Below are 26,699 nucleotides of genomic sequence, written 5' to 3'. Positions count from 1 at the left end.
GGGCTCAGCCTAGGCGCAAAGCGGAGCTGGGCCGAGTGCCCAGCGAGCATTTGCAACGACGGATCAGCCCCCTTGCAGGCCCAACCCGAAGGGCCGGGGCGATTTGCGGGGTGATTCGGCGTTGCCGACTCGTTGTGGGGGCCCATCCCACGCCTCGCCGGCGCCTTGCCTCGCCCCGCAACTCGCCCCGGCGCGCACCCGACCCAAAGCCCGGCAGGCTCCTTAGCGTTAGCATCGGCGGCGTGTTTCTAGGGAGGCTTGTTCATGAGCGAAAGCGTCTTCGACTTCAAGGCCGTCTCCATCCGCGGCGAGCCGGCGGACCTGGCCTCCCAGCGTGGCAAGGTGTTGCTGGTGGTCAACACCGCCAGCGAATGCGGCTTCACGCCGCAGTTCAAGGGCCTGGAACAGCTCTGGCAGGACTACGGCCCCCAGGGCCTCGTCATCGTCGGCTTCCCGAGCAACGAGTTCGGCGGCCAGGACCCGGGCGGCAACGACCAGATCGCCAGCTTCTGTGAGCTGAATTACGGCGTCAGCTTCCCGATGATGGCCAAGATCAAGGTCAACGGCGGCGATGCCGACCCGCTGTGGAAGTTCCTCAAGAGCGAGAAGCCCGGCTTCCTCGGCACCGAGGCCATCAAGTGGAACTTCACCAAGTTCCTCGTCGGCCGCGACGGCCAGGTCATCAAGCGCTTTGCGCCCAATGACCCGCCGGAGAAGCTGCGCGGGGACATCGAGGCGGCGCTGAAGGCCTGATCAGGCCCGGCTCACGCCCGGCGCGGGCCGCCACCACCAACGGCCCCGGCCACGCCTGATGTGGCCGGCGGCTTCGGCGGCGCAAAGCAGCTCGTTGGCCGTCTGGCGCGACAGATGGGCCAGCCGCGCCAGCTCGGTCTGGGTGGCTGCCACTTCCAGCCAGCCCCCGCCCGCAGCCCGGCCGCGCTCCCGGGCCAGTTGTGCCAGTGCCAGCATGACGCGCTCCGCCGCGCGCTGGTGGCGGGCCGCCTGCAGCAGGCGCAGCGTGCCGTCGTAGCGGCGCGCGAACTCGGCCAGCAATGCACGCGCAAAGCCGGGCGCCTCGTCCATCAGCAGCGTGTAGGCCTCGCGGCCGATCACCAGCACCTCGCTGGCCCCACGCGCCACTGCCTCGTATTCCGCCGGCTGGCCGGCCGCGAAGGCGGCGAGGCCGAAAAGGCGGGGTGGGCCGACGTGCTCGATGACCGAGACCGTGCCGTCCATTCCGGTGAGGCGCGTCTCGATCTCTCCCGCCGCGACCGCGTAGAACGCTGTCGTCCGCTGGCCCTGCACGAACAGGCTGCGCCCGTCGGCCAGCCGGCGGCGCGGCACCAACGCCGGCAGGCGCGCGGCGACGTGCGCGGGCAGGGCCAGGCCGGGAAAGGTGGCGGCAAACAACTGCCACAGCGCATCGTCATCGGCCATGCGCCATTGTCGGCTGGCCGACACAAGGCGGCGGCGCGCCTGCCTATGCTCGGCCGCATGGAAAAAGATGTTTTGTCGACCCTGCTGCGCCGCTTCGGCCGCGAGGAATGCAGCCAGGAACCGCTTTACGCCGCGCTGTGCAGCAGCGCCGCCGAGGACGAGCGCGCGCTGGCCCTGCTGGCCGAAGCACCGCCCGAGCAACGCAAGGTCAACCTGCTGCTGGCGGCGGTGCATGAGCGCGTGCTGGCCGGGGCAGCGCCCGAGCTGGCGGCGTACTACCCGAGCGCGGGCGGCGAGCTCGCGCCTGATGGCGGCTTGGCGGAGGCGCTGCGGGTCTGTCTAGAGCGCGAATGGCCGGTACTTGTCGAACACCTGCGCCACGGCGCCACTCAGACCAACGAAGTCGCCCGCTGCGCCGCCATCTGGCCAGCCCTGGGTGCCGCAGCCCGCGCAACCGGTGCGCGGGATCTTGCGCTGCTGGACTTCGGCTGCAGTGCCGGGCTCAACCTGGGCCTGGATCATTACCACCTGCGCTACCGGACCGACGACGGCACCTGGCACGAACGTGGCGCGCCACGCGATGGCCGCGCGGCCGAGATCGAAACGCTGTGGCTGGGTTCGGCGCCGCTGCCGCGGGATACCGGTTGGCGCCTCGCCTCGCGCCATGGGCTGGACCCGGCGCCGGTCGACGCCGCAGACCCGGCCCGCCTGCGCTGGCTGCAGGCCTGCCTGTGGCCGCAGGACGCTCGCCGCCGCGAGCGCCTGGCTCGTGCGGCCGTCCAGCTGCAAGCGTTGCCCGTCACATTGACCCCCGCCGACGACTGCATCGCCGCCATCGAGCCCTGGCTCGACACCCTGCCGGCGGGCGTGCAGCCGGTGCTGCTGACGAGCTGGGTGCTGTACTACCTGAGCGATGTCGATGTCGTGCGGCTGCGCGCGACGGCGGACCGGCTGGCGCTCAGCCACGGGCTGGCGTGGATCTGCGGCGAGTTGCCGGCATTGAGCGCGCAACAGCAGGATGCCCCGCCCGTGCCCATCGTGCCGTCCGGCGAGGTGGCTTCCTCGGCGACGCTTTGGACGCTACGACACGCCGCCGCCGCCGGTCGGCTCACCGAGCAGACACTGGCCTGGAGCCACCCCCACGGCCGCTGGATCCATTGGCTTTGAAAAAAACGGCCTGCCGGAGCCGCTCGGATAATCCCGTCTCCAAAAGGAGACCGACCATGTTCCAGCACGTCGACGCCTACGCCGGCGACCCGATCCTGAGCCTCAACGAGGCCTTCCAGAAGGATCCCCGCGCCGACAAGATCAACCTGTCCATCGGCATCTATTTCGACAACGAAGGCCGCATTCCCCTGCTGCCTTCGGTGCGCGCGGCCGAACTCGCCGTCGTCGAGGTGGCCGGTGCGCGGCCCTATCTGCCGATGGAAGGCGCCGCCAACTTCCGCAGCGCCGTGCAGGCCCTGCTGTTCGGTGCCGACCACCCGGCCATCGCTGCCGGCCGCATCGCCACCATCCAGGGCGTGGGCTCCAGCGGTGGCCTCAAGGTGGGCGCCGACTTGCTGAAGCGCTACTTCCCCGACAGCAAGGTCTATCTGTCCGACCCGACCTGGGACAACCATCGCGCCGTCTTCGAGGGCTCGGGCCATGTCTGCGAGACCTACCCCTACTACGACCCCGCCACCGGCGGCCTGCGCTTCGACGACCTGCTGGCCACGTTCAAGACGCTGCCCGCGCGCAGCATCGTCGTGCTGCACGCCTGCTGCCACAACCCGACTGGCGTGGACCTGACGCAGGACCAGTGGCGGGCGCTGGTGCCCGTCATCCGCGAGCGCCAGTTGCTGCCCTTCCTGGACCTGGCCTACCAGGGCTATGGCGACGGCATCCAGGAAGACGCCTTTGCGCCGCGCTTGCTGGCCGACGAGGGCGTCTCCTTCCTCATCGCCAACAGCTTCTCCAAGAGCATGAGCCTGTACGGCGAGCGCTGCGGGGGCTTGAGCGTCGTTTGCCCCGACGCCGACCAAGCTGCGCGGGTGCTGGGCCAGATGAAGTTCATGATCCGCCGCAACTACTCCAACCCGCCCATGCATGGCGGCCAGGTCGTGGCCAAGGTGCTGAACACGCCGGTGCTGCGCTCGATGTGGGAAGAGGAAGTGAAGGAGATGCGTGAGCGCATCCAGACCATGCGCCGCGAGTTGCACGATGTGCTCGCGGCCAAGCTGCCGGGGCGCGACTTCAGCTACTTCCTGACCCAGCGCGGCATGTTCAGCTACACAGGCCTCAGTGCCGACCAGGCCGAGCGGCTGAAGGCCGAGTTCGGCGTCTACATCCTGCGCTCGGGCCGCATGTGCGTGGCGGGGCTGAACACCCGCAACGTCGAGGCCACCGCCGAGGCGATGGCGGCGGTGCTCGCCTGACTCCGGCCCCCGCGCCATAACGCGCGGTGATGGCCGCAGCCGCCGCTTTCATTGGCAACGCGTGCCGGGCTTCCTTACCCTGCCTGCAGAGCTGGCGGCAGGAAGTTGGATGAAGCATTGCGTGGTGATAGGCGGTGGCGTGGTGGGCCTGACGACCGCTTGGGCCTTGCTGCAGCGCGGCCACAGCGTGACGCTGATCGAGCGCGAGGCCGAGGTGGCCGAAGGTGCCAGCCGCGCCAACGGCGGGCAGTTGAGCTACCGCTACGTGTCGCCGCTGGCCGACGCCGGCGTGCCGCTGAAGGCGCTGCGCTGGCTGCTTGACCCCGATGGCCCGCTGCGCTTCAAGCCCGAGGCAAGCTGGGCGCAGTGGTCGTGGATGCTGGCCTTCCTGCGCAACTGCCGCGGCCCCGTAAACCGGCGCACGACCGCGCGGCTGTTGGCGCTGGGTGCGTTCAGCCAGGCCTCGTTCGCGCGGCTGCGTGACGAGGCGGCACTGGGCGACGTGATCGCCTTGCGCACGCCGGGCAAGCTGGTCGTCTACCGCAAGCCGGCCGAGTTCGCCCGCGTGGCGGCCCGCGCGAGCCGTGGCGCCGAGCAGGCGCTGTCGCACGACGACTGCGTGGCGCTGGAGCCCGCGCTGGCCCAGTTTGAGGAAGGCGAAGCCACGCTGGCCGGCGGCATCTTCACGCCCGGCGAGGCGGTGGCGGACTGCCACGCCTTCTGCCGCGCGCTGCATGAGCGCCTGCTGGCGCACGAGCGCTTTCGCGGCCGGCTGGGCGCTCGGGTGGAAGGCTTCATGCTGGACGGCCGGGGCGCCGTGCTCGGCGTGCGCACGAGCCAGGGCCAAAGCCAGAGCAACGTGGCGGCCGACGCCACCGTGCTGGCCGCCGGCCTGCACAGCCGCGCGCTGGCCGCAGGCGTCGGCGTGGAGCTGCCGCTCTACCCGCTCAAGGGCTACAGCCTGACCGCACCGATTGCCGCCGGCCACCGCCCGCCCGAGGTCAGCGTGACCGACTTCGAGAAGAAGATCCTCTACGCACGCATCGGCAACGAGCTGCGCGTGGCCGCGATGGTCGACCTCGTCGGCGACGACCTCAGCCTGGACGCCGGGCGCCTCGCCTCGCTGCAGCGCTCGGTGCGCGCCACCTTCCCGAACGCGGCGGACTACGACCGCGCCGTGCCCTGGGCCGGCCTGCGCCCCGCCACCCCGAGCGGCGCACCCATCGTTGGCGCCAGCGGCGTGCCGGGGCTGTGGCTCAACGTGGGCCATGGCGCACTGGGCTTCACCTTCTCGTTTGCGACGGCCGACATCGTCGCCGAGCTGGTGTCTGGCCGAGCCAGCCCCTTGCCGCTGGACGGCCTGAGCCTGTGACCGCCGACGACCTCGCCCAGGCGCTGCGCGCGGCCGTGCTGGCGCAGCGCTTCGAGGCGACGGCGGACTCGTTGCAGAACGGTGCGCCGCTGGGCTGGCACCCGAGCATCGACCTGGCGGTGGCCGTGTTCCCGCGTGGGCCGGGCGACTTGGCGCCGGTCTGCGCCAACGTGCTGTTTTCGCGCGAGCACCCCGAGGGCCTGGTGGCGCGCTTCGACGGCCCCTGCGGCGCGGTCGCCAACATCGCCTTCCAGGCCGACGTGCGGGACGCGGCCGGCACCTCCAGCGCCTGGCAGCCCGGCGCCGACTGGCAGCGCATGGCCTTCCCTGCCTGGTTCGGCACCGGCCCGCGCTTCGTGTCGCCTTACCCGGCCTCGCTGCTCAAGGTGATGGTGGCCGTGGGCGTGGGCCGGCTCGTCGACACCGGCCGCAGTGCCTGGGCCCTGCCGCTGACCTGGGGCGGCGTGACCCGGCCGGTGGCCGACTGGCTGCACGACATGATCATCGTCAGCAGCAACGAGGCCACGTCGGCGCTGGTGATGCACCTGCAAGCGCGCGGCGCCATTCGCCGTGAAGCCGGCGTGGAAGTGCACAACGAGCTGCACGCGCTGTTCGCCGCCGAAGGCCTGCCCGGCTTGGCGCTCGCCAACACCCAGCCCGATGGCGGCTGGGGCAATGGCGCCGGCGCGGGCGTGGGCCAGATCCAGATGACAGCCTGGGATGCGCTGCGGCTGATGTGGCGGCTGGATGCCGATGCGCCGCCCGCGCCCTGGCTGCCAAGCGGCGGGCAAGGCACGCCGCCACTGTTGGGCCACAGCCTCGGCCCGGTGCGCCGCGCGCTGGACGAGCAGCGGCTCAACGAGATCCTGTCCAGCAGCGCGCTCACGGCCTTGCCCGGCTGGGTGCCCGGCATCCCGACCCCGCCGGCCCGCTTCGCCCACAAGACCGGCAACACCGAGAACTACAGCAGCGACGCGGGGATCGTGCACGACGGCGATCTGCACTACCTGATCGCGGTGACCACCAGCCTGGGCTCGCGCTACGTGCCGCACCCCGACGCAGCGACGACGTGGAAGCTGCCGGCGCTCGGCAGCGCCGTGCACGCCGCGCTGAAGGCCGAGTCTGCGGCCTGACAAAAGAACAGCCTCGCCGAGGCGAGGCCGGTGAACGCCGGCACAGGAACCGGCAGGAGTATCGGAGCCGCTCAGAAGAACTTGTAGCTGGCCGTGAGCGTGTAGGCACGCCCGCGAGGGTCGGCCACGCGCGGTTCCCACGAGCTACCGGCGCCGGTGTTGCCGTCATAGGCGGCGGAGAACGGCGGGTCGTCGTTGGTGAAGTTCTTGATGCCGAACGTCAGCCCCAGGTTCTTGAAGCCGCGGTAGCTGACGCTCGCGTCGTGTGTGATGTATCTACCGACGTTGGGCTTCCACTCGGGCGGCACGATGCTGCCGTTGGCGATGCCGGGCAATTGGCCGTCCTTGTAGCCGGCGCGCCAGCGCTGGACGAGGCCGACACCCCACACGCCTTCCTCGTAGACCAGGCTGATGGAGTGCTTCCAACGCAGGCCCAAGTCACCGGCGCGGGTGAAGACGCCGATCTCGCTCGGCCCCATCGCCGCGCTGGCGAGCAGACGCGAGCGCTTGTCGATCAGGTAGCTGCCTTCGAGCGACGCCGTGAGCCGGCCAGCGCCGAGTGCAGTTGAGCCGCGCAAGGAAATGTCCACGCCCTTGGTGATGGTCTCGCCGGCGTTGACGTTGCGGTTGTCGATGGCCGTGAGCGTGTTGCCCTCGCGCAGGAAGTTCTCGGGGAAGAGAGCGTAGTTCTTGACGAGCTCGGACAGCGAGATCGACTGGATGGTGCCGGTCTTGCGAATCTGCCACCAGTCAGCGCCCATCGACACGTCGGGCATCGGCTGATAGACGAAGCCCCAGGTCCACTGCCTGCTTTTCTCCGGGCCGAGCGTCGGCTTGCCGCCGGTGAGGATGATGGGGGTGATCGTCTCGCAGCCGGGCTTGGTCGGGTCGACGAGACCGGTGGCGCAGGAGACCGGGTCGACGAGGTCCTTGCCGGCGTAGGTGGACTCGGTCACGCCGTTGAAGAGCTGGTTGAAGGTGGGCACCCGAAAGCCCCGGCTCGTGGACGCGCGCACCAGCAACTGCTCGAAAGGCTGGTAGCGCAGCGAGAACTTGGGGTTGGTGGTGGCGCCGAAGCCGGTGTAGTCGTCGCGACGCACTGCGGCGCTAGCCTCCAGTCCCTTGAACACCGGCACCAGCACCTCGGCGAACACGGCCTTGATATCGCGCTTGACGGTGTCCAGCGTGTTCACGCTGTCGAACGGCGCGCCGAAGATCGCCGCCTGCGTCACCAGGTCGGTCGCATTGCCGTTGAACTTGTACTTCTCGGTGCGCACGTCCACGCCCACGGCCGCCATCAGCTCGCCCGCTGGCAGCTTCATGATGGGGCCGGTCACCGTCACGTCGGCCTGCTGCAGCGTGAACTTGCCGCCGTACAACGTCACGCCATCGGCGCGCGTGCCGTCCAGTGCGCCCAACGCCGCAGCGCTCTGCGTGATGCCGTCGGCCGGGAAGGGGTTGAGCGTGCCGTTGTTGATGAGCGCCGCGAACGGGCTGCCGAAGAAGTAGCCGTGCTTGAGCAGCGAGGTGGTGTCGCTGGTGGCAGAGGACACGCCGGCGCGGTAGTCCCAGCTGCCGAACAGCGGCCCCTCGGCGCTGAGCAGCAAGCGCTGGGTCTGGGACGTGGTTTCGATCTCGCGGTTGCCGCAGGGCATGCAGCGCCAGCGCAGCGCCAGCGGCAGGCCGCGGTTTTTCTCGATGCTGGGAAACAGCGACACCAATGCGTTGAAGACGCCGTTGTAGGCCTCACCGGTGCTCGGGTAGCCGAGGCTGTAGAAGGGGTTGCTCGTCGAAGTGGAGCTGGAAATCTGGTTGGGCGAGAAGCTCTTGTCGGACACCACTCGGGCGCCGACGAACTCCGCCACCAACTGGTGTTCGCCCAGTGCCAGCGTGCCCCGCAGCACGGCGTTGGTGGACTTCACCGGCTGCATCAGCACCGCTGCGCGGCCGGTGTCCCAGGCGCAGCCCCACTTGGCTGCGGGCGTGGCCCACAGCACCTCGTCGTAGGGCGCCTGGCCGTCGATGGACGCGCACCCGGCTTGGCCTGGCACGTCGAGCGCGTTGATGCCGTTCATGGCCACCGTGGTTCCCGGCTGAATCGGGCCCGTGCTGCGGCCGGCGGTGGTGAGGTTGTCGCGGCTGAGCGCGCTGTACAGGCTGGAGATGGCGAAGACGGTGGCGAACGGCGTGCCGCGCGTGTCGACCGACAGGCCGCGCGACGGCTGGAAGGTGTTGACGAAGTCGCGCTGGTCGCCGCGCAACTGCTTGGCGTCGCTGAAGGACACCGAGGCCAGCACGTTGAACCGGTCGCTCGCCAGGTCGCCGAACCCGCCGGTGAGTTTGACGCGACCAATGCCACCGCCGCCCGCCTCGGTCATGTCCGCGAACGCCTCGGCCTCGAGTCCGCTGTAGTTCTTGCGCAGGATGAAGTTGATGACGCCGCCGATTGCGTCCGTGCCGTAGATGGCCGAGGCGCCGTCCTTCAGGATTTCCACGCGCTCGATGGCCGACATCGGGATGGAGTTCAGATCCACCACGCCGCCGTTCAGGCCATGGGCCGCCACGCGCCGGCCGTTGAGCAGCACCAGTGTCGATGCCGCACCCTGGCCCCGCAGGTTGGCCGACGACGCGCCGTTGTTGCCCCGCGCCTGGCCGGACACCACGTCGGCATTGGAGGACAGGTTGTCCAGCCCGTTGCCGTTGGCGGACAACGTGGCGATCAGCTGCTCGGCCGACACGATGCCCTGCCGCTCGATGTCCTTGCGGGAGACGACTTGAATGGGCAGCGCGCCCTCGTCCTTCAGCCGCTTGATGCTCGACCCCGTCACCTCGACACGCTGCAGTCGTTGGCCATCGGTTTGCGCGATTGCCGCGCTGGCATGGGCGGCAAGACCGATCACTGCGAGCTGCGATACCAGACGATTCAACTTCATCAACGACTCCTTTGTGATTCGACTGCCGCCATGTTGACGGGCGCGCGAGAGGTCGCCCAGAGGGCAGCACCCCCAGTGTTGCGCGCCGTTCAATGAATGCTTGTGCGCAGCACATAACCTGCGGGAATGTGTGACCCGCGAAAGCACACCCCCGGTGCCGCGCGGCCCTTCTAAAGTGCGCGCTGCCCCCTTTGCAGGATTTCGAAAGACCTTGATGCGCCTGATCACCGAAGCCGAAGTCGCGGCCGTGCTCGACCCCGACAGCGCCGTTGCCGCGCTGCACGCCGCCTTCGCCCAGCACGGCCGCGGCCAAGCCCAGGTGCTGGCGCGCCACCGCGCCACTGCCACGCAGGGCGGCGCAGCGCTCGCCATCAGCGCAATGGGCGCCATCCTGGAGGCCGACGGTGACCTGCCCGCCGTGCTCGGCACCAAGGTCTATTCGGCACGCAATGGCCAGTACAACTTCCTCGTCAGCCTGTTCTCGGCGGCCACCGGCGCAGCCATTGCGACACTGGAAGCCAACGAGTTCACGCGGCTACGCACGGCGGCGGCCAGCGCGGTGGCGGCGGACCTGCTGGCGCTGCCGGATGCGAAGACGCTGGCCGTCTTTGGCGCCGGCATCCAGGCGCGGGCACATGCCGAGGCATTGACGCGCGTGCGCCGCTTTGAGCGCGTGCTCGTCTGCGCGCGCTCTGGCGGCGAGGCCTTCGCGGCCGAGTTGGCGGCGGCGCTCGACCTGCCCGTGCAGGCCGTCGACGCGGCCGCTGCGGCGAGCCAGGCCGATGTCATCGTCACGGCCACGCGCTCGGCTGCGCCGCTGTTCGACGGCGCGCTCGTCAGGCCAGGCGCCTTCATCGCGGCAGTCGGCTCTAGCACCCGCGCCGCCCGCGAGCTGGACGACACGTTGCTGGCGCGTGCGGCGTTGGTCGTCGTCGAGTGGCATGAGGCCGCGCGCCAGGAGGCCGGCGACATCGTGCAGGCCGCGCCGGGTGTCATCGCGCCCGAGCGCCTCGTCGAGTTGGGTGAGCTGATCGTCAACTCGCGCCCACGCGCGGCGCAGGACATCGTCGTCTACAAGAGCGTCGGCATCGGCCTGGAAGACGTGGCGCTGGCCCGTGTCGTCGCGCATCGGCTGGGCGCATGTTGAAAATGAATCAGCCCCTCCTCCGGTCTCGCGCCGCTGAACTCGAGCAAGCACATCGCCCGACGGGCCGGCTTGGGAGCGGCCCGGCGCTCGGCCCGGGAAACTCATCATCTTGGTGGTTGGCGCTTGCCTCAGGCCTCGCACTGCTGCTGGCCGGCTGCGCCACCACATCCGTGCCCGACCCCGTGCAGGCCGCGCTGGCCAAGGCGGGTCTGCCGGCCGACAGCCTGGGCTATGTGCTGCAGCCGCTGGACGGCTCGCGCGCCGCGCTGACCCGCCGCGCCGACGATGCCATGGCACCGGCCTCGACGATGAAGCTCGTCACGGCCACCGTGGCGCTGGACAAGCTGGGCATCAACCACCGTGGTCGCACCGAGTTGCTGGCGGCCTCGGCGCCGGTCGGCGGCACCATCGATGGCCCGCTCATCCTGCGCGGCGGTGCCGACCCCGATCTCGACTGGCCGGCCCTTTGGTGGCTGCTGCGCCAGTTGCGCGAGAGCGGTGTGCGCGAGATTCGCGGCGGCCTCGTCGTCGACCGCACGCTGTTCAACCCGACGCGCCTGGACGTGGGCTTGCCGCCTTTCGACGACGCGCCCGAGTTTGGCTACAACGTCATCCCCGACGCGCTGCACTTCAACGGCAGCGTCATCGACTTCGAACTGCAGGCCACGCCCGCTGGCGCGTCGGCGCGCAGCCTGCCCGCGCTGGCCGGGCTGGTGCTGGATGCCAGCGCGATGCAGCCCTCCACGCGGCTCTGCAAGGACTGGGACGAGGTCTGGAAGCCCGCCATCGTGCAGCCCACCGGCGACGGCTGGACGCTGAAGCTGCAGGGCGCCTTTCCGGCTGGCTGCAGCCAGCGCGCGCCGCTGCAGCTGGTCGACCGCCAATGGCTGGTGACGCATGCCGTGCGCCAGCTCTGGGCCGAGCTGGGCGGCACCATGGCGCCGGGCGACGTGGAGGCTGCCGCGCCGGCTGACGCCGTGGTGCTCGCCACGCACCGCGGCCGGCCGCTGGCCGAGGTGCTGCGTGGCGTCATGAAGAGCAGCGACAACGCGCTGGCGCGGCTCACCTACCTGCAGCTCGGCGCCCAGGCCGTTCAGCCCGACGAACCCACCTTGCCCGCCGCCGAACGCACCGTCCGCGCCTGGTTCGCCGCGCACCGCATCGACGACCGCGGCCTGGTGCTGGACAACGGCTCGGGCCTGTCGCGCAGCGAGCGCATCAGCCCGGCACAGCTCGCCGGCCTGCTGCGCGCGAGCCAGGCCGGCGCCCAGGCGCCCGAGCTGCTGGCCGTGCTGCCGGTGGCGGGCCTGGACGGCACCATGTCGCGCCGCCTGAAGGACACCCCGGCGGCGGGCAAGGCACGCCTCAAGACCGGCACGCTGCACGACGCCGTGGGCCTGGCCGGTTTCGTGCCGGATGCGAGCGGCAAGACCTGGGTGTTTGTCGCGCTGCTCAACCACCCCGAGGCTGCGGCCAAGGGGCGGCCGGTGCTGGATGCGTTGGTGGACTGGGTGGCTGGGCAGCGTTGAATCAATGGCGGCCGGCTGCGAGCGACAGCTAGCCGCAGCTTTGCCGAGTACGAGGCGCAGATCCGCGTCGAGTACGCGCATGTGCTGCGGGCGTTGTTCAACGAGAAGCGCGGCCAGATCCTGGCCGGCTTTCTCGCGCGGCCACGGCTGTACGGCTGCAAGGCCTTGCACGCCCGCCTGGATGAGCCCGCGCGGCGCAATCTGGCCGAAGCCATCCAGCGCTGCGCGGCTTGACGCGGCGGTAGGCTGAGCCCTTCAGGCCGAGGCCGAGGCCGACGCAGGCATGCGCGCGCGGTGCTGGCGCGGCGCGGCGAGCAGCAGGTAGGCCAGCGTGCCGAAGCTGCCGGCCGCCAGCGTCAGCAGCGCCCATGGCCACCAGGGCCGGCCCTGCGCGCGGCAGTCGCGGGCGACGAAACCGATCAGCAGCAGGCTGCTGACGATCAGGTCCAGCGTGATCTGCTGGGCGCCGATGTTGGCCAGGCCGCCTTGCCAGAGGCCGATGAAGCCGACCTGCCACATCGCGTACAGCGAGAAGGCACCAAAGGCGGCGGTGATGAGGATGAGGGCAGTGCGCATGGCGATCTCCGGTGGGTTGAAAGTGGCGCCATCGTCGGCAGCGGCGCGCGCCGTCGCAATGACCCCGGAGGTCATCGCGGCGACGACGGCGCCCGCCGCAGAATGCGCCGCATGACCGCCACCTTCGCCGCCCTGCGCAAGTCGCGCCGCGTCAGCCAGCTGGAGCTGTCGCTGCGCACCGGTGTCTCGCAACGCCACCTCAGCTGCATCGAGACCGGCCGCGCCCGCGCCGGCCGCGAGACGCTCCTCGCGCTGCTCGACGCCCTCGGCGCGTCGCTGGAGGAACGCAACCAGGCCCTGCTCGCCGCCGGCTACGCGCCCGCCCACACCGAGCGTGCGCTGGACGCGCCCGAGATGGCGCCCGTGCGCGCGGCGCTGGAGCAGCTCATCCACGCCAACGGCGCGGCGCCCGCGCTGGTGCTGGACGGCGACTACAACGTGGTGATGGCCAACGACGGCCTCGCGCGGCTGCTCGTGCTGCTCGGCCTGCCGGCGCAGGCCATGCTGGCCCAGCCGCTGAACCTGCTGCGCGCCGTGTTCGCGCCCGGCGGCCTGCGCGCGCTGTGCGTGGACGAGGCCTGGCTGTGCACCGAGATGTGGGCCCGCGCCAGCCGCGAGGCCGAGCACCTGCCGCGCCTGCGCGCGCTGCTCGACGAGCTCCGCCCGACGCTCGAACCGTGGACCACCGCCGAGACCGCCAGCCACCTGCCCGTGCTCGCCTTCCGCCTGCGCGCGGCGGACGGGCGGACCTTGAGCTTCTTCTCCACCATCACCAGCTTCGGCACGCCGCTGGACATCACGCTGGCGTCACTCAAGGTGGAGCATCTGTTTCCGACGGATGAGCAGACGCGGATGGCGTTGGCTGCGCTGGGTGAAGCGGCGACGCAATAGCGTCTCGCAAGCGCTGATGCGCCGCGCCTTCCCAGGCGATGGGCAACTGGTTCTTCGCCTGAAGGTAGTGATGCGTGAAGACGCCCAGGTAGGCTTCCAGGGCCTTCTCGGCGGCCTTGTCGCCCGCAAGGTTCAGGCATTGCGCGGCAACCTCGCTCGTGCAGAAATGGTCGTCGCAACGTGAGCGGCGCAGCCGGTACTGCGAGGCCCCGGCGGGCTCCAGGCTGAGCACCGGCATGTGGTTCAGGTAGGGGCTTCGGCTGAACATCTTGCGCGCCTCGGACCAGGTGCCGTCCAGCAGGATGAACAGCGGGCGCTTGATCGTGCCGCCAGGGCCTGCGGCGCGCGGCTGAATGGCGTGCACCACCCGTTCCGGCGCGGCGTACTGGCCTGGGAACACGACGTAGCAATCCCAGGTCGGGTCGCTCAACAGGGCGAGCAGCGCAGGATCGGGCTCGGTTCGCGACCAGCCGAACGCGAAGGTGTCGGCGACCATGTCCGCGATCAACCAACCGGTGTTGGTCGGCTTCAGCGGCTCGATGTCGGCCATCAGCAGGCACACCGCAGCGCGCGTGTTCACCGAGGCGCGCAAGGCGCACATGCAGTGCGTCGGCACCAGCCGGCAGCCCTCGCAGCGTTCGCGCTTGAAGCCACCGCGAGCCGAGAACGGCTTGGTGGCGCTCGCCAGACGCGCGGCGCGCAGAAGAGACACAGCATGAGGCGCGGCAAAAGGCATGCGCCGATTGTCAGAGCCCCCGAACGGCCCGGCTTGCGCGCCGGCATGGCGCTGCGGCTGTGAGCGTCAGTACACGAGCGAGAAGGTGACGTAACCGGCACCCTCCTCAGCCAGGTGCTTGATGCCCGACATGCCGGCGCTGATCGCCGTGAACTTGAGGTGCCGCTGCGTTTCCTTGGCGTGCTTCGCCAGTTCCAGCGCCGCAATCATCCGGTCGTTGGCATGCGAGGCCAGGTCGTTGTACGGAAGTTCGAGATTCGCTCCGGACGTCATGAGCGAATTCAGGAACGCGGCTTTGAAGGTGTTGTTGACCACGTGATGTCTCCGTTGGTTGGGGGCAGCATAGGCCCGGATCGACTTTGCATCGGCCAATGCCGCCGCCCAGCCACCCAGCCCGGACCGGCGTCCTTCGCGCTATCGTTGCCGGCTCGTCCACCTCACGCCTCGACCCATGCCCCGTTACGTCGCCCTGCTCCGAGGCGTCAGCCCGATGAACTGCAGCATGTCCGAACTCAAGCGCAGCCTGGAGGGCGCCGGCTTTGCCGATGTGAAGACGCTGCTGAGCAGCGGCAACGTGGCCTTCACCATTGCGCGGACCTTGCCGGCTGCGGTGCTGCAGAAGCGCGTGGAGAAGGCCATGAAGGACGGCCTGGGCCGCAGCTTCGCGACCCTCGTGCGCCCCAGCGCCCACCTGCAGCAGCTCATCCAGGCCGACCCCTTCGCCGAGTTCGACCTGCCGGAAGGCGGCAAGCGCATCGTGACCTTTCTGCGCAACCCCGGCGCGGTGGCGGAGGTGGAGCTGCCCATCTCCCGGCACGACGCCTGCATCCTGACGCGGGTGGGCAGCGAGGTGCTGTCCGTCTACGTGCCCAACGAGAAGGGCCCGGTCTTCATGCAACTGCTGGAGAAGACCTTCGGCCAGGACGTCACCACTCGCACCTGGGACACCGTCACCAAGTGCGCCCAGGCCTGAGAGGTTCACCATGCCCGCCGTCCTCGATCACCTGCTCGTCCCCGCCCGTGACCGCCGCGCCGCCGCCGAGCGCCTGGCGGCCATCCTCGGCGTGCCCTGGTCAGCCCAGGCTGCGGTGGGGCCGTTCAGCGCGGTCTACGTGTCGAGCGACCTGACGCTGGACTTCGATGAAGTGGAGGCCGGCGCCACAGTGACGCCGCTGCACTACGCCTTCCGCGTCAGCGAGGCGGAGTTCGATGCGCTGTTGGCCCGGTTGCAAGCCCTGGGCATCGCCTGGCGCAGCATGCCGATGGGGCCGGACGACTTCCAGGTGAACACCTCGGTGGGCGGCCGCATCGCCTACTGGCGCGAGCCCGATGGGCACGCCTGGGAGGCGTTGACGCAGAGCTATGCGCGCCAGCCTTAGCCCAACGGGTTCAGTCGAACCAGTCGGCCAGGTGGCCCATCTGATCCTGCTTGGTGCGCAGGTAGCGCTCGTTCTCCGGGCCCGGCGCCGTGAGCGAGGCCTCGCGCTCTACCACCTCGATGCCGAACTCGGCCAGCGCCGCCATCTTCAGCGGGTTGTTGGTCAGCAGCTTGACGCGGTTCACGCCCAGCGAGCGCAGCATGCAGGCGGCGGCGTCGTAGCGGCGGGCGTCGATGGGCAGGCCGAGCTGGGTGTTGGCCTGGATGGTGTCGGCGCCGGCGTCCTGCTCGGCGTAGGCGCGCAGCTTCTGCACCAGGCCGATGCCGCGCCCCTCGTGGCCGCGCATGTAGACGATGGCGCCACGGCCGACCGCTGCAATGCGCTGCATGGCGCTTTCCAGCTGGGGCCGGCAGTCGCAGCGCAGCGAGCCGAAGACCTCGCCCGTCACGCACTCGGAATGCACGCGCACCAGCGGCGGCTCGTCGCCGGGTTGGCCGGCCAGGTCGCCCATGCTCAGCACGACATGCTCCTGCCCGCTGTCGCTCTCGCGGAAGCCGTGGATGGCGAACTCGCCATACGGCGTGGGCAGGCGGGTGGAAACGATGCGGTCGATCTTCATGGTCAGCCGGCATTCTCGCCGGGCCGGGGATAACCCGGTGTCGCCCAGGTTAGGCTGCGGCTTCCAGCCCTTTTGCAGGAGACCGGCATGCCCCAGACGATCCAGTTCCAACGCCCCGATGGCGTGGCCGTGTCCGGCTATCTCGCCGAGGCCGCGCAGCCGCTCGGCGCCGTCGTCGTCATCCAGGAATGGTGGGGCCTGAACGACCAGATCCGCGGCGTGGCCGAGCGCTTCGCGTCGGCCGGTTTCACGGCACTGGTGCCCGACCTGTACCGGGGCAAGAGCACCGTCGAGGCCGAGGAGGCCCACCACCTGATGACCGACCTGAACTTCGGCGACGCCGCCGCGCAGGACGTGCGCGGTGCGGTGAACTATCTGAAGAGCTTGGGGCTCGGCAGCGGCAAGGTCGGCGTGACGGGCTACTGCATGGGCGGCGCGCTGACGGTGCTGGCGTCGACGCTGGTGCCCGAGGCCGACGCGGCCGTGATCTGGTACGGCATGCCGCCGTTGGAATATGTGGACGCCAGCAAGGTCAACATCCCGCTGCAGGCGCACTGGGCCACGCAGGACGAGTTCTTCGCGATTGCCGGCGTGGACGCGCTGGAAGCCAAGTTCGCGGACGTCGGCGTCAACTACGAAGGCCACCGCTACCTCGCCCACCATGCCTTCGCCAACGAAGAGGCGCAGGGGCCGGGCCGCATTGCCAAGACGCAGTACGACGCGGCCTGGGCGCAGCAGGCGTGGGATCGGGCGATGCGGTTTTTTGGCAAGACGCTGGGTTGAAGCCGGGCGCAGCCAGTTCGAGACCCCCGGCCGCTAGTCGCGCTTGAGCAGTTCGATGAACGCCGGGTTCAGGAAGATCTTCTCGCGGCCCACCTTGTGCTCACGCAGGATGCCGATGGCGGCGAGTTCCTTGAGGTAGGCGCTGGCTGTCTGGCGTTTGGCCAGGCCGGCGTCCACCACGTGGGCGATGCGGCAGTAAGGCCGCACGAACACCAGCTCAGCCAGTTCGCGCGAGTAGATGCTGCTGGCTTCTTTGCGCATCCGTTCGGCGGTGTCGTTCAGAAGATGCCGCAACGCCACCACCTTGTTCATGGTCCAGGTCGCGGTCTCAGTCACGCCTTGGAGCATGTACAGCAGCCAGGGTTCCCAGGCGCCCGAGGCCGTCACAGCCTGCAGCCCGCTGTAGTAGGCGGACTTGTTGCGCAGGATGTGGCGGCTCAGGTAGAGCACGGGAATGTCCAGCAGGCCTTGCTCCACCAGGTAGAGCAGGTTGAGCACCCGTCCGGTACGGCCGTTGCCGTCGGTGAACGGATGGATCGCCTCGAACTGGTAGTGGCCCACAGCCATCCGCACCAAGGGGTCCACGTCCTCGGTGCCGGCCAAGGTGCCGTGCATCCAGCGCTCCCAGTTGGCGAGCTTCTCGCGCAGCAAGGCTTCACCCTCGGGCGGGGTGTAGATCACCTGGCCGGTGAGGTCGTTGCTCAGCGTCGTGCCGGGCGTGCGGCGGATGTCCATGTCGACACCTTTGATGGACCGACAGATCTGAACGGCGGTGTTGGTGCTCAAGGGCCGACTGGCCAGCGCTTGGAAACCCTCCCACAGCGCGGTGCGGTAGCGCAGGGCCTCCTTGGTGGCGGGGTCGGCCTCGGCTTCGCTGCTGCCGTCGAACAGGAACATCTGGTCCGTGGTGGTCACGATGTTCTCGATCTCGCTGCTGGCCTGCGCTTCAAGCAGGGGGATCGAGTTGATCAGCACGCCCTGGTTTGGAATCAGCTGCCCGGCGGCCTTCAACTCGGCGACGGCCGCGCGGGCGGCAATGCAGGCTTTCAACACCGCGCGCGACTCCACGTCTGCCTGCGGCGGCAGTGCAGGCAGGGCGTTGTACGGCTGCTGGGGGTCGTATGTCATTTGTCGACGAAGCTTGAAGTAATCGACACGGCGAGACGATGTGTCTAGCCAATCGACATGATCCCATGACGTGTTGATTTAAGGCATGAAAATCGACATGATCAAGATCGGCCTTCAAAACGCCAACGCATTCGTCGCCTTCACCTCCTCCATGACGGCATACGTCCGCGTCTCCCGCACACCCGGCAGCGTCCAGATCACGCTGCCGATGAACTCGCGGTAGGCGCCCATGTCGCGCACACGGGTCTTGAGCAGGTAGTCGAAGCCGCCGGCCACCAGGTGGCATTCCAGGATCTCGGGGCGGGCCTGGACGGCTGCCTTGAAGGTGTCCATCACGTCCTGCACCGTGCGGTCCAGGTGGATCTCGATGAAGACGAGCATGGCCGCGCCCAGCTTGGCCGGGTTCAGCCGCGCCTCGTAGCCCAGGATGTAGCCGTCGCGCGTCAGCCGCTTCACGCGCTCCAGCACGGCGGTGGGCGATAGGTGCACTTCCTCGGCCAGCTTGAGATTGGAAATGCGGCCAACCGCCTGCAAGGCGCGCAAGATGCGGGCGTCTGTCTTGTCGAGTCTGGTGTCTGCATCCATATGGATTTTCTTCGGTCGATCAACCGATCCTTGGAATTTAATTCAAGACGGCTCTGAATACATTGCTGATCTCACCAGGAGTAAGCCGTGCCCACCTTCACCGCCCCGCCCGAACAGCCCCGCCTGCCCGACCCCTACCGGGCCGAAACCGGCGCCGTGCAGGCCCTGGCCGAACGCCTGGGCGAGGCATTGGGCTGGCCCGGCGTCATCGCCATGGCCGCGCCCTGGGTGGAGCAGGTGCGGCGCAACCCCGCGCCGTTCTGGGCGATGGAATCGCTGCTGCGCGAGTACCCCATCACCAGCGCCGAGGGCCTGGCCCTGATGCGCCTGGCCGAAGCCCTGCTGCGCGTGCCGGACGCGCCCACCGCCATCGCGCTGACGGCCGACCAGCTCGGCCGCGCGGACTTTGACGGCGCCAGCGCGGGCAGCCCGCACAAGATGTTGGCGGCGCTGTCGGCTTCGGCCATTTCCATGTCTAAGCGTTTCCTGCCCGGCGCGGAAGACGACAACGGCGTGTTCAAGCGCCTGGGCGCGCAGACGGTGGTGGCCGCCACGGTGCGCGCCATCCAGCTGCTGGGCCGGCAGTTCGTGCTGGGCCGCAACATCGGCGAGGCCATGAGCGAGGCGGACGATGCGCGCAAGGCACAAAAGCAGCTGCGCTTCAGCTACGACATGCTCGGCGAGGGAGCGCGCACCGAGAACGACGCGCGGCGCTACCTGGCGGCCTACGTCGGCGCCATCAAGGCCATTGCCGCAGGCGCGCGCGCCGATTCACCGGAAGCCTCCGACGGCATCTCCATCAAGCTCAGCGCCCTCTTCAGCCGCTACGAGGTGCTGCAGCGCGAGCGCGTCTTTGCCGAACTGCTGCCGCGCGTGTGGGAGCTGATCGAGCTGGCCGCTAACGCCAACATCAACCTGACCATCGACGCCGAGGAAGTCGACCGCCTGGAGCTGTCGCTGGACGTGCTGGACACGCTGGCCGCGCGCATCGCCCAGCACCCGCAGTGGCGCGCGTGGCGGGGATTTGGCCTGGCCGTGCAGGCCTACCAGAGCCGGGCGCTCGCCGTCGTCGACGAAGTGGCGGCCATCGCCCGCAAGCACGGCCTGCGCTTCATGGTGCGGCTGGTGAAGGGCGCCTACTGGGACGGCGAGATCAAGCGCGCGCAGGAGTTGGGTCTGACGCACTACCCCGTGTTCACGCACAAGCAGCACACCGACGTGAGCTACCTGGCCTGCGCCCGCGCGCTCATCCAGCATGCCGACGTCATCTACCCGCAGTTCGCCACGCACAACGCCGGCACCATCGCGGCCATCGTGCAGATGGCCCGGGCAACGGGCGCCGCTTTTGAAATGCAACGGCTGCACGGCATGGGTGAGGGGGTGTACCGCGAGTTCTCGCGGCACTCCCCTTCGGGGGCAATGTCGACCACACCCCCCGCTCCCCCCGCTCAAGCGGGGGGCCTGACGACCCACGACGTGCCAGTTCGGATCTACGCCCCCGTCGGCGAGCACCGCGACCTGCTGGCCTACCTCGTGCGCCGCCTGCTGGAGAACGGCGCCAACTCGTCCTTCGTCCACCAACTGGCCGACCCCAGCGTGCAGGTGCCCGAACTGCTCGGCTCGCCGCTGCTCGACGTGCGCGACGCCAGCGCCCTGCCGCTGCCACCCGCGCTCTACCTGGATGACCAAGGCCAGGGCCGCAGCAACTCCACCGGCGCCGACCTCACCGTGCTCGCTCACCGCCTGCCGTTGCAGGCCGCATTGCAGAGCACCGCCGTGCGCGCCGTGCCCGAGGCGACGGCTGCCGAGGTGCACGCCGCGATGCAGCGCCTGCACGCCGGCTTCACACCCTGGAACGAGCGCCCCGTGCCCGCCCGCGCCGGCATCCTGCGCCGCGCCGCCGACGACCTCGACGCCCGCCTGCCCGAGTTCTGCGCGCTGCTCATCAAGGAAGCCTTCAAGACCCAAGCCGACTGCGTCGCCGAAGTGCGCGAGGCCGTGGACTTCCTGCGCTATTACGCCGACCAGGCCGAAGCCGATCCGACCGCGATGCAAGGCCGCGGCGTCTTCGTCTGCATCAGCCCGTGGAACTTCCCGCTCGCGATCTTTGCGGGCCAAGTCGTCGCCGCGCTGGTGGCCGGCAATGCCGTTGCCGCCAAGCCGGCCGAGCAGACGCCGTTCGTCGCGCTGCAGTTCGTCGAGCTGCTGCATCAGGCCGGTGTGCCCGCCGATGCGCTGGCGCTACTGCACGGCCCCGGCGAGACGGTCGGTGCCGGCCTCGTAGCCCATGCGCACACGGCCGGCGTCTGTTTCACCGGCTCCACGGTGGTGGCGCAGATCATCAACAAGGCGCTGGCCGCCAAACCTAACTCTCCTATTCCGCTGATTGCGGAGACTGGTGGGCTGAACGCGATGGTGGTCGACTCGACCGCCCTGCCCGAGCAAGTCATCGACGCCGTCGTGCAAAGCGCCTTCCGCTCCGCCGGCCAACGCTGCTCGGCGCTGCGCTTGCTGTGCGTGCAATCCAGCATCGCCGACGGCGTCATCGAGATGCTGAAGGGCGCACTGCAACAGCTGCACGTCGGCCAGCCGGCCAACCTCGCCACCGATGTCGGCCCCGTCATCGACGACGAAGCCCACGCCGGCATCAGCCGCCACGTCGAGCGCCTCAAGCGCGACGCCAAGCTCATCGCCGAAGCACCGGTGACCGAGCCCATGCCGCGCCAGATCCGCCCCGTCGCCTTCGAGCTGCCGCGCATCGCCCACCTTGGCGAAGAGATCTTCGGCCCCGTGCTGCACGTCGTGCGCTTCGAGACCTCGGTCGACGAAGTCATCGCCGACATCAACGCGCTGGGCTACGGCCTCACGCTCGGCATCCAGACCCGCATCGACAGCCGTGCCCAGCGCCTTGCTGACGAGGCGCGCATCGGCAACGTCTACGTCAACCGCAACATCATCGGCGCCGTCGTCGGCGTGCAGCCCTTCGGCGGCGAAGGCCTGTCCGGCACCGGCCCGAAAGCCGGCGGGCCCGACTATCTGCGCCGCTTCTGCACCGAGCCGGTGCTCGACGCGCCAGCACCGCTGCTGGCGCTGGACGCCCGCGCCGACGCCCTCGCCGTGGCCGCCGACGCCACCTGGCGCAACACCCCGCTGCACGACCGCATCGCCACGCTGCGCCGCGCCGCCGACACGCTGGACGCGCCCGTGGCGATGGCGGTTCGCGGCCTCTTCACGGCGGCGCAGGCGGCCTTCGCCGACATCGTGCTGCCCGGCCCCACCGGCGAGAGCAACACGCTGCGCCACCACGCCCGCGGCGCCTTCGCCGTGCTGGGCCGGGGCGACGCCGGCCTGGCGGCGGCGGTCAGCGCCCTGCTGGCCGGCAACAGCGCCATCTGGCTCAGCGACGACGAACGCGCCCGCCAGGCCCTGCTGCGCGCCGGCCTGCCCGTCAACGCGCTGACGCTGCTGCCCGACTCCGCCCTGCCCGGCCTGCTCGCCGCGCCGCAATTGGCCGGCGTCGCGCTGGCCTCGTCAGACCCGGCCGCCGCCCACACCCTGTCCCTGGCCCTCGCCGCCCGCCCCGGCGCCATCCTGCCGCTGGTCGTTGCGGCCGGCCACGTGCGCCAGCTCTACCGGTTCACGGCGGAGCAGACGTTGACGGTCAACACGGCAGCGGCGGGGGGGAATGCGGCGTTGTTGGCGGGCGGGCATTGAGCCTGCGCGGCTTAGCAATGCAGAAACTCGGCGTCAACCTCCTGCGGCGCTGCTGGCCGATGCCGCTGGAGGCGCGGCTGGAATTCCGGCGCCCTCCGCGACGCCGGCCACAACACTGCCTTCAGGCGGTGTTCTCGCTGAGCGCGCCTTCGCGGCAAGGTGCGCGTCGCTAAACTCCTGGCCATGCATCCGCTGATCGAAGCCCACCGCACCGCGCTCGTCACGCTGGCCCAGCGTCGTGGTGTGACGGGCGTGCGAGTGTTTGGCTCGATGAGCCGTGATGACGCGACCGACAGCAGTGACGTTGACCTGCTGGTCACGCTAACGCCGGGGATCAGCGCCCTCGCCTTGGGCGGGCTGTTGCTCGATGCGCAGGAGTTGCTGGGCCGGCGCGTCGATGTGGTCACCGAAGCGAGCCTGCACCCGGGCCTGCGGGAGCGCGTGCTGGCCGACGCCGTTGCGCTGTGACGCCCGGGCCCGACGCTGATCGGGTGCTGCTGGCGCACATGCGCGAGTGCCTGAAGCGCATTCACGAATACACGGGTGGTGAGCGCGCCCGCTTCGACGCTTCGCGGCTTGTGCAGGATGCAGTCATCCGCAACCTGCAGACGCTGACGGAATCGAGCCAACGCTTGTCAGGCGGCATCAAGGCCACCGAGCCCGAGACCCCGTGGCGCGATCTCTCCGGCTTCCGCAACGTGATCGTTCATGGTTACCTGGGCGTTGATCTGCAGGCGGTGTGGTTGGTCGTCGAACAGGACCTTCCAGCGTTGGCCGACGCGTTGAGCCGCATGGCCGCGCGCCTGGATACCCCTTATCCCTGACGCGAAGTCAATGTCCCTGCGGGCCGAGCTGCGGCTGATAGGCGGTTGCCGCCGTCAATAGCAGGTAGGTTGGGCTGAGACTTCGAACCCCAACATTGGCAGTAACGCTGGTCGGCCGTCGCTGCGTTGCTGGATGCGTTGGGGTTCACTGCGTTTACCCCAACCTACCGGGCTGCCTGCTGATGCAGCGACTGGCACTACAGCAGGTGTCTCAGGGTCCGTTGCAGCGTCTGGCAGCTCGTTACGTGAGTCACGCATCGGTGAGCTTCGCCAAATGTGGAAGCGTTGCGCGAATGGTCGCCACAAGCTGTTGCCCAGCCTCCTCTGGCAAAGCTGAATCCCACACGATCGTCAGATGGTGGTTCGTATCGAAGTGGGTTTTTGCCGTCTGAAACTTGGCACGCTCGCACGTGTAGATCACGGGCTTGCCAAGTCCTTCGGCGTAGCCGGCCTCCCAATAGGCGCCGAGGTTGTCGTGCGACAAGTCAGCGATCACGAAGTCGGAGGCTCGAATCTCTACGCGCATACGGTCATCGATGAGGCCCGCCACAGGTCGATCGTCTAGCTTGAAGAGATCGAATCCAGCACGCTTTGCTGCAGGCTTGAGTACGAGATCAAGCAGCGAGTTCAAAGTCGGGTCTCCGAACCGCATTGCCATGAAAGCCTTTCGATACGTTGCGTTTCCGGACCGCAGCGATTCGTAGTAGTCCCAACCGGAAAAGGTGAGCGCCACATGAGCGACGGACTCTCCGGAGAGATATGTTTCATGCGGGCCAGCGACTAGACCAGTGTTTTTCAGATGCTCTACGAGCATCGAGAAGCCTGCATGGGACTTTGAGCCGACAACTGCGCCTTGCAGGTCATGGCTGAGCTCAACGGGCTCGCCTGGTCCGGGAGAGTGGCGTGCCACCCATTGAATGAGTAAGTCAGCCTGTTCTCGAGGACGCGGCAATGGATTTTGAAGAATGGCCTCAGCGGTGTACGAGTTCAGCAGCAGTTGCTGTTCTGCCTCATGCGCCTTGCGCACGACATGGCTTAACTTCGGCGCGGCATCCCTTGAAAGGAGCAAGCTCGCCAGGGTTGCTGTCAAGGTCCCCGTGAGGCCGAATTTCCCGCAGTGCGGGCAGTTGATAAGAGTGGCGCCCCGACCTGAAGCATCTGGTCCGACGACAGCTGAAGCGTTCTCACACAAGGGGCAAGTCATAGGATGGATTCCGATGTTCGTAGTGCCGAGAGCTGATCGTCAACGATCGCTGCTCAACGTCTGAGCATGTCACAGTCGAAGCTCGGCAAGCTACACCGCCTGATAGCCGACTCTCACGGGCGGCAGCTTTTGGCCGGCAACTGACTTCCAAGCAGGCGTCACATCGCTTTTAGCAGAGCCGCTGTGCCTACCTCGGCGTGAGCTGGCCGAATCCGCACGATTCCCTGGACTCATGTGCGGCGACTTAGGGTTTTGCCGTTCAAAAAGTTTCAAGCGGATGTCGATCTGAAGGCCCTTTGTTCGTCGATTGAGCGTGCCCACCGAACGGAGACCCTCATGAAGATTCATTGGATCGAGGCGCAAGCCCCGCTGCGCGTACTTGCGCTCGCCAAGCACCTCGGCGTGCCGGCCGAGTTCATCGCCGCGCAGCTCAAGACGCCGGAATACGCAGCGCTAAACCCCAACAAGAAGGCGCCGCTGTTGGTCGATGGGGATGTTGTGTTGTGGGAGTCGGCGGCCATCATGGCCTACCTGTGCATCAAGCAGGGCTCGGATATGTGGCCCGCGCAAAAGCCGGCTGAGCAGGTAGAAGTGCTGCGCTGGCTGTCGTGGAATGACTGCCACTGGGCGCCGGTGGTGTCTCCCTTCTACTTCGAGCACATCGTGAAGACGACGTTTCGCTTCGGGACGGTCAACCAAGAACTGCTCAAGGCCAGCGTCGACCCCTTCGTCACATTCGCCACCGTGCTCGACGCCCACCTGAAAGGCCGCAGCCACGTAGCCTGTGGCCGTCTCACTATCGCAGACTTTCAATTGGGCTCGATGGCTCGCTACTGGCGCGAGGCCGAGATGCCGATGGATCAGTTCACCCATATCGTGCGCTGGCTAGATGGCTTGATGACCATCCCGGCTTGGGCCGATCCCTGGCCCGCCCACTGAGCCGGAGAACACCATGACCCCGTCGCACGCGGCGGCCAGCTCCCGCATGCTCAACGGGCAGTGCGTGTGCCGCGCCGGCCTCCGCCCAGTAGCCGATGAGTACGTCTACGCGCTCATCGCCACACATCGACCGAAACGACCGGTGAACCCGATGAAGTAAACAAAGCGGACCGCCGCGACCGTCAACTGCCGCCGGTTGCCGCCGTACCCAAGCGCCGCCCAAAGCCGGCTGACTCGCCGCGTGTACCGTTCCGCACGCTCTCGGTCTTACGCCTCGGCGTCAAACGCCTGGCTCTGCATGGCACGAAACACCTGGCCGCCCGTCGGCATTGAGGCAGGGTCCACAAAAGCGCGCCGGGTCCCAAAGCTGCGACCGCAAAGCCTTGGGGCATTGCGTGTACGCCTCGTCGATGTCGATGAGCAGGCCCAGCAACGGCGGCTTGCCCTCGATGGCGCTGGGCGCCGGCAAGCCGCGTCGCAACAAGACCCTCAGGAAGGAACCGCGCCGGAATCCGGGAATCCGGGAATCCTGAATTGGCTACTGCATGAACCAGCCGTGGCTCACTACCAGAGACTGGCCGCTAAGCGCATTGGTCTCGAAACCAGCGAACAGCAATGCAACCTCGGCCACGTCCTGAACGGTGGTGAATTCGCCGTCGACGGTTTCCTTCAGCATGACCTTCGAGATCACGTCGGCTTCGCTGATGCCCAGTGCCTTGGCCTGCTCGGGAATTTGCTTCTCGACCAGCGGCGTGCGCACGAAGCCAGGGCAGATCACATTGGCGCGGATCTTGTACTTGCCGCCTTCCTTCGCAACCGTCTTGCACAGCCCGATCAGGCCGTGCTTGGCGGTGACGTAGGCCGACTTGAGCACCGAGGCTTCCTTCGAGTGCACCGAGCCCATGTAGATGATGCTGCCGCCGTTGCCCGACTTCTGCATGTGCGGCATGCAAGCCTTGGTGGTGAGGAAGGCGCCGTCCAGGTGAATGGCCAGCATCTTCTTCCAGTCGGCGAATGGGAATTCCTCGATGGGGTGGACGATCTGGATGCCGGCGTTGCTGACCAGCACGTCCACGCCGCCGTAGGCCGCGACGACCTCGGCCACGGCAGCGTTGACCTGCTCTTCGTTGGTCACGTCCATCGCCACTGCCATCGCAGTGCCGCCAGCGGCGGTGATCTCGCTGGCTGCGGCCTGTGCCGCATCCTTGTTCAAGTCGGCGATCACGACCTTGCCGCCTTCGCGGGCGAAGGTGAGGGCGATTTCCTTGCCGATGCCGCTGGCGGCGCCGGTGACGATGCAGACCTTGTCCTTGAGTTTCATGGGTGGCTTTCGTGTGCTGTGTGGGGGAGGGG

The 26,699-nt window shown here is 68.6% G+C and carries 25 protein-coding genes and 1 pseudogene; 16 read left to right on the top strand and 10 right to left on the bottom strand.

Features of this window, described 5'->3' with window-relative positions:
* Positions 1–264: 264 nt before the first annotated feature.
* The gene (locus ABIS05_RS03400) at positions 265–753 is read left to right on the top strand and encodes a glutathione peroxidase (RefSeq protein ID WP_348011272.1); all 489 of its coding nucleotides are present in this window, start codon (positions 265–267) and stop codon (positions 751–753) included.
* On the opposite strand, the gene ABIS05_RS03395 is transcribed toward ABIS05_RS03400, so the two are convergent.
* The gene (locus ABIS05_RS03395) at positions 754–1,437 is read right to left on the bottom strand and encodes a Crp/Fnr family transcriptional regulator (protein ID WP_348011271.1); all 684 of its coding nucleotides are present in this window, start codon (positions 1,435–1,437) and stop codon (positions 754–756) included. It abuts the gene before it with no gap.
* Positions 1,438–1,494: 57 nt separating this feature from the next.
* Here ABIS05_RS03395 and ABIS05_RS03390 point away from each other — a divergent pair, with 57 nt between their 5' ends.
* From ABIS05_RS03390 to ABIS05_RS03375, 4 genes are all read left to right on the top strand, one after another.
* Entirely contained in the window at positions 1,495–2,604 is a 1,110-nt protein-coding gene (locus ABIS05_RS03390) for a DUF2332 domain-containing protein (protein ID WP_348011270.1), read from the top strand.
* A gap of 56 nt (positions 2,605–2,660) precedes the next feature.
* Entirely contained in the window at positions 2,661–3,854 is a 1,194-nt protein-coding gene (locus tag ABIS05_RS03385) for an amino acid aminotransferase (protein ID WP_348011269.1), read from the top strand.
* Between the two features lie 109 nt (positions 3,855–3,963).
* Positions 3,964–5,226, top strand: coding sequence for a D-amino acid dehydrogenase (locus ABIS05_RS03380; protein ID WP_348011268.1), 1,263 nt, complete (start codon positions 3,964–3,966; stop codon positions 5,224–5,226).
* On the top strand, positions 5,223–6,359 hold the full coding sequence (locus tag ABIS05_RS03375) for a hypothetical protein (RefSeq protein WP_348011267.1): 1,137 nt from the start codon (positions 5,223–5,225) through the stop codon (positions 6,357–6,359). Before ABIS05_RS03380 ends, ABIS05_RS03375 begins: the two co-directional genes overlap by 4 nt.
* Before the next feature lie 71 nt (positions 6,360–6,430).
* Here the strand turns inward: ABIS05_RS03375 and ABIS05_RS03370 are convergent, their stop codons facing one another.
* Positions 6,431–9,292, bottom strand: coding sequence for a TonB-dependent receptor domain-containing protein (locus ABIS05_RS03370; RefSeq protein ID WP_348011266.1), 2,862 nt, complete (start codon positions 9,290–9,292; stop codon positions 6,431–6,433).
* 214 nt (positions 9,293–9,506) lie between these two features.
* Between ABIS05_RS03370 and ABIS05_RS03365 the strand changes: the two genes are divergently transcribed.
* From ABIS05_RS03365 to ABIS05_RS03355, 3 genes are all read left to right on the top strand, one after another.
* On the top strand, positions 9,507–10,439 hold the full coding sequence (locus ABIS05_RS03365) for an ornithine cyclodeaminase family protein (RefSeq protein ID WP_348011265.1): 933 nt from the start codon (positions 9,507–9,509) through the stop codon (positions 10,437–10,439).
* A 116-nt stretch (positions 10,440–10,555) separates the two neighbouring features.
* Positions 10,556–11,968 (top strand): D-alanyl-D-alanine carboxypeptidase/D-alanyl-D-alanine-endopeptidase, encoded by a 1,413-nt coding sequence (gene dacB / locus ABIS05_RS03360; protein ID WP_348011264.1) that lies wholly within the window; start codon positions 10,556–10,558, stop codon positions 11,966–11,968.
* 81 nt (positions 11,969–12,049) lie between these two features.
* The gene (locus tag ABIS05_RS03355; protein ID WP_348011263.1) at positions 12,050–12,202 is read left to right on the top strand and encodes a hypothetical protein; all 153 of its coding nucleotides are present in this window, start codon (positions 12,050–12,052) and stop codon (positions 12,200–12,202) included.
* Between the two features lie 21 nt (positions 12,203–12,223).
* Here the strand turns inward: ABIS05_RS03355 and ABIS05_RS03350 are convergent, their stop codons facing one another.
* Positions 12,224–12,544 carry a DUF2834 domain-containing protein gene (locus ABIS05_RS03350; RefSeq protein WP_348011262.1) on the bottom strand — a complete coding sequence of 107 codons (321 nt, stop codon included), beginning with the start codon at positions 12,542–12,544 and terminating at the stop codon, positions 12,224–12,226.
* A 111-nt stretch (positions 12,545–12,655) separates the two neighbouring features.
* Here ABIS05_RS03350 and ABIS05_RS03345 point away from each other — a divergent pair, with 111 nt between their 5' ends.
* Positions 12,656–13,435: a helix-turn-helix transcriptional regulator gene (locus tag ABIS05_RS03345; protein WP_348011261.1), complete on the top strand. Its 780-nt coding sequence runs from the start codon at positions 12,656–12,658 to the stop codon at positions 13,433–13,435.
* Here ABIS05_RS03345 and ABIS05_RS03340 read toward each other — a convergent pair.
* On the bottom strand, positions 13,356–14,171 hold the full coding sequence (locus ABIS05_RS03340; RefSeq protein ID WP_348011260.1) for a tRNA-uridine aminocarboxypropyltransferase: 816 nt from the start codon (positions 14,169–14,171) through the stop codon (positions 13,356–13,358). The genes ABIS05_RS03345 and ABIS05_RS03340 overlap by 80 nt on opposite strands.
* A gap of 66 nt (positions 14,172–14,237) precedes the next feature.
* Complete coding sequence (locus tag ABIS05_RS03335; protein WP_348011259.1) at positions 14,238–14,486, bottom strand: hypothetical protein; 249 nt, start codon at positions 14,484–14,486, stop codon at positions 14,238–14,240.
* A 136-nt stretch (positions 14,487–14,622) separates the two neighbouring features.
* On the opposite strand from ABIS05_RS03335, the gene ABIS05_RS03330 reads away from it, so the two are divergent.
* Together ABIS05_RS03330 and ABIS05_RS03325 are read left to right on the top strand one after the other, a co-directional pair.
* Entirely contained in the window at positions 14,623–15,144 is a 522-nt protein-coding gene (locus ABIS05_RS03330; RefSeq protein WP_348011258.1) for a DUF1697 domain-containing protein, read from the top strand.
* A 10-nt stretch (positions 15,145–15,154) separates the two neighbouring features.
* Entirely contained in the window at positions 15,155–15,550 is a 396-nt protein-coding gene (locus ABIS05_RS03325) for a VOC family protein (RefSeq protein WP_348011257.1), read from the top strand.
* Between the two features lie 10 nt (positions 15,551–15,560).
* On the opposite strand, the gene ribA is transcribed toward ABIS05_RS03325, so the two are convergent.
* On the bottom strand, positions 15,561–16,169 hold the full coding sequence (gene ribA / locus ABIS05_RS03320; protein ID WP_348011256.1) for a GTP cyclohydrolase II: 609 nt from the start codon (positions 16,167–16,169) through the stop codon (positions 15,561–15,563).
* Between the two features lie 192 nt (positions 16,170–16,361).
* On the opposite strand from ribA, the pseudogene ABIS05_RS03315 reads away from it, so the two are divergent.
* A pseudogene (locus ABIS05_RS03315) lies at positions 16,362–16,952 on the top strand (dienelactone hydrolase family protein); the annotation flags it as partial.
* 33 nt (positions 16,953–16,985) lie between these two features.
* Here ABIS05_RS03315 and fic read toward each other — a convergent pair.
* Positions 16,986–18,080 carry a protein adenylyltransferase Fic gene (gene fic, locus ABIS05_RS03310; RefSeq protein WP_348011254.1) on the bottom strand — a complete coding sequence of 365 codons (1,095 nt, stop codon included), beginning with the start codon at positions 18,078–18,080 and terminating at the stop codon, positions 16,986–16,988.
* Between the two features lie 114 nt (positions 18,081–18,194).
* Entirely contained in the window at positions 18,195–18,665 is a 471-nt protein-coding gene (locus tag ABIS05_RS03305) for an Lrp/AsnC ligand binding domain-containing protein (RefSeq protein ID WP_348011253.1), read from the bottom strand.
* A gap of 87 nt (positions 18,666–18,752) precedes the next feature.
* Here ABIS05_RS03305 and ABIS05_RS03300 point away from each other — a divergent pair, with 87 nt between their 5' ends.
* From ABIS05_RS03300 to ABIS05_RS03290, 3 genes are all read left to right on the top strand, one after another.
* Positions 18,753–22,379 carry an L-glutamate gamma-semialdehyde dehydrogenase gene (locus ABIS05_RS03300; RefSeq protein WP_407074856.1) on the top strand — a complete coding sequence of 1,209 codons (3,627 nt, stop codon included), beginning with the start codon at positions 18,753–18,755 and terminating at the stop codon, positions 22,377–22,379.
* Between the two features lie 183 nt (positions 22,380–22,562).
* The gene (locus ABIS05_RS03295; RefSeq protein WP_348011252.1) at positions 22,563–22,847 is read left to right on the top strand and encodes a nucleotidyltransferase family protein; all 285 of its coding nucleotides are present in this window, start codon (positions 22,563–22,565) and stop codon (positions 22,845–22,847) included.
* 23 nt (positions 22,848–22,870) lie between these two features.
* A complete protein-coding gene (locus ABIS05_RS03290) occupies positions 22,871–23,203 on the top strand; it encodes a DUF86 domain-containing protein (RefSeq protein ID WP_348011251.1) in 333 nt (110 codons plus the stop codon).
* Between the two features lie 250 nt (positions 23,204–23,453).
* Here the strand turns inward: ABIS05_RS03290 and ABIS05_RS03285 are convergent, their stop codons facing one another.
* Entirely contained in the window at positions 23,454–24,293 is an 840-nt protein-coding gene (locus ABIS05_RS03285; RefSeq protein ID WP_348011250.1) for a hypothetical protein, read from the bottom strand.
* 366 nt (positions 24,294–24,659) lie between these two features.
* Here ABIS05_RS03285 and ABIS05_RS03280 point away from each other — a divergent pair, with 366 nt between their 5' ends.
* Positions 24,660–25,346: a glutathione S-transferase family protein gene (locus tag ABIS05_RS03280; RefSeq protein ID WP_348011249.1), complete on the top strand. Its 687-nt coding sequence runs from the start codon at positions 24,660–24,662 to the stop codon at positions 25,344–25,346.
* A 538-nt stretch (positions 25,347–25,884) separates the two neighbouring features.
* Here the strand turns inward: ABIS05_RS03280 and ABIS05_RS03275 are convergent.
* Positions 25,885–26,667, bottom strand: a complete 783-nt coding sequence (locus ABIS05_RS03275) for a 3-hydroxybutyrate dehydrogenase (protein WP_348011248.1) — start codon at positions 26,665–26,667, stop codon at positions 25,885–25,887.
* Between the last annotated feature and the right edge of the window lie 32 nt (positions 26,668–26,699).

Origin of the sequence: Roseateles sp. (assembly GCF_039929605.1) — a bacterium.
GTDB lineage: Bacteria > Pseudomonadota > Gammaproteobacteria > Burkholderiales > Burkholderiaceae_C > Pelomonas.
The sequence above is the reverse complement of the archived record's forward strand: the minus strand, read 5'-3'. Positions and strand labels throughout refer to the sequence as shown.

What these genes read in the sequence shown, in the direction of transcription:
- ABIS05_RS03400 (WP_348011272.1), top strand. Translation starts at nt 265, where the DNA reads ATGAGCGAAAGCGTCTTCGACTTCAAGGCCGTCTCCATCCGCGGCGAG.
- ABIS05_RS03395 (WP_348011271.1), bottom strand. Translation starts at nt 1,437, where the DNA reads ATGGCCGATGACGATGCGCTGTGGCAGTTGTTTGCCGCCACCTTTCCC.
- ABIS05_RS03390 (WP_348011270.1), top strand. Translation starts at nt 1,495, where the DNA reads ATGGAAAAAGATGTTTTGTCGACCCTGCTGCGCCGCTTCGGCCGCGAG.
- ABIS05_RS03385 (WP_348011269.1), top strand. Translation starts at nt 2,661, where the DNA reads ATGTTCCAGCACGTCGACGCCTACGCCGGCGACCCGATCCTGAGCCTC.
- ABIS05_RS03380 (WP_348011268.1), top strand. Translation starts at nt 3,964, where the DNA reads ATGAAGCATTGCGTGGTGATAGGCGGTGGCGTGGTGGGCCTGACGACC.
- ABIS05_RS03370 (WP_348011266.1), bottom strand. Translation starts at nt 9,292, where the DNA reads ATGAAGTTGAATCGTCTGGTATCGCAGCTCGCAGTGATCGGTCTTGCC.
- ABIS05_RS03365 (WP_348011265.1), top strand. Translation starts at nt 9,507, where the DNA reads ATGCGCCTGATCACCGAAGCCGAAGTCGCGGCCGTGCTCGACCCCGAC.
- ABIS05_RS03350 (WP_348011262.1), bottom strand. Translation starts at nt 12,544, where the DNA reads ATGCGCACTGCCCTCATCCTCATCACCGCCGCCTTTGGTGCCTTCTCG.
- ABIS05_RS03345 (WP_348011261.1), top strand. Translation starts at nt 12,656, where the DNA reads ATGACCGCCACCTTCGCCGCCCTGCGCAAGTCGCGCCGCGTCAGCCAG.
- ABIS05_RS03340 (WP_348011260.1), bottom strand. Translation starts at nt 14,171, where the DNA reads ATGCCTTTTGCCGCGCCTCATGCTGTGTCTCTTCTGCGCGCCGCGCGT.
- ABIS05_RS03330 (WP_348011258.1), top strand. Translation starts at nt 14,623, where the DNA reads ATGCCCCGTTACGTCGCCCTGCTCCGAGGCGTCAGCCCGATGAACTGC.
- ABIS05_RS03325 (WP_348011257.1), top strand. Translation starts at nt 15,155, where the DNA reads ATGCCCGCCGTCCTCGATCACCTGCTCGTCCCCGCCCGTGACCGCCGC.
- ribA (WP_348011256.1), bottom strand. Translation starts at nt 16,169, where the DNA reads ATGAAGATCGACCGCATCGTTTCCACCCGCCTGCCCACGCCGTATGGC.
- fic (WP_348011254.1), bottom strand. Translation starts at nt 18,080, where the DNA reads ATGACATACGACCCCCAGCAGCCGTACAACGCCCTGCCTGCACTGCCG.
- ABIS05_RS03305 (WP_348011253.1), bottom strand. Translation starts at nt 18,665, where the DNA reads ATGGATGCAGACACCAGACTCGACAAGACAGACGCCCGCATCTTGCGC.
- ABIS05_RS03295 (WP_348011252.1), top strand. Translation starts at nt 22,563, where the DNA reads ATGCATCCGCTGATCGAAGCCCACCGCACCGCGCTCGTCACGCTGGCC.
- ABIS05_RS03275 (WP_348011248.1), bottom strand. Translation starts at nt 26,667, where the DNA reads ATGAAACTCAAGGACAAGGTCTGCATCGTCACCGGCGCCGCCAGCGGC.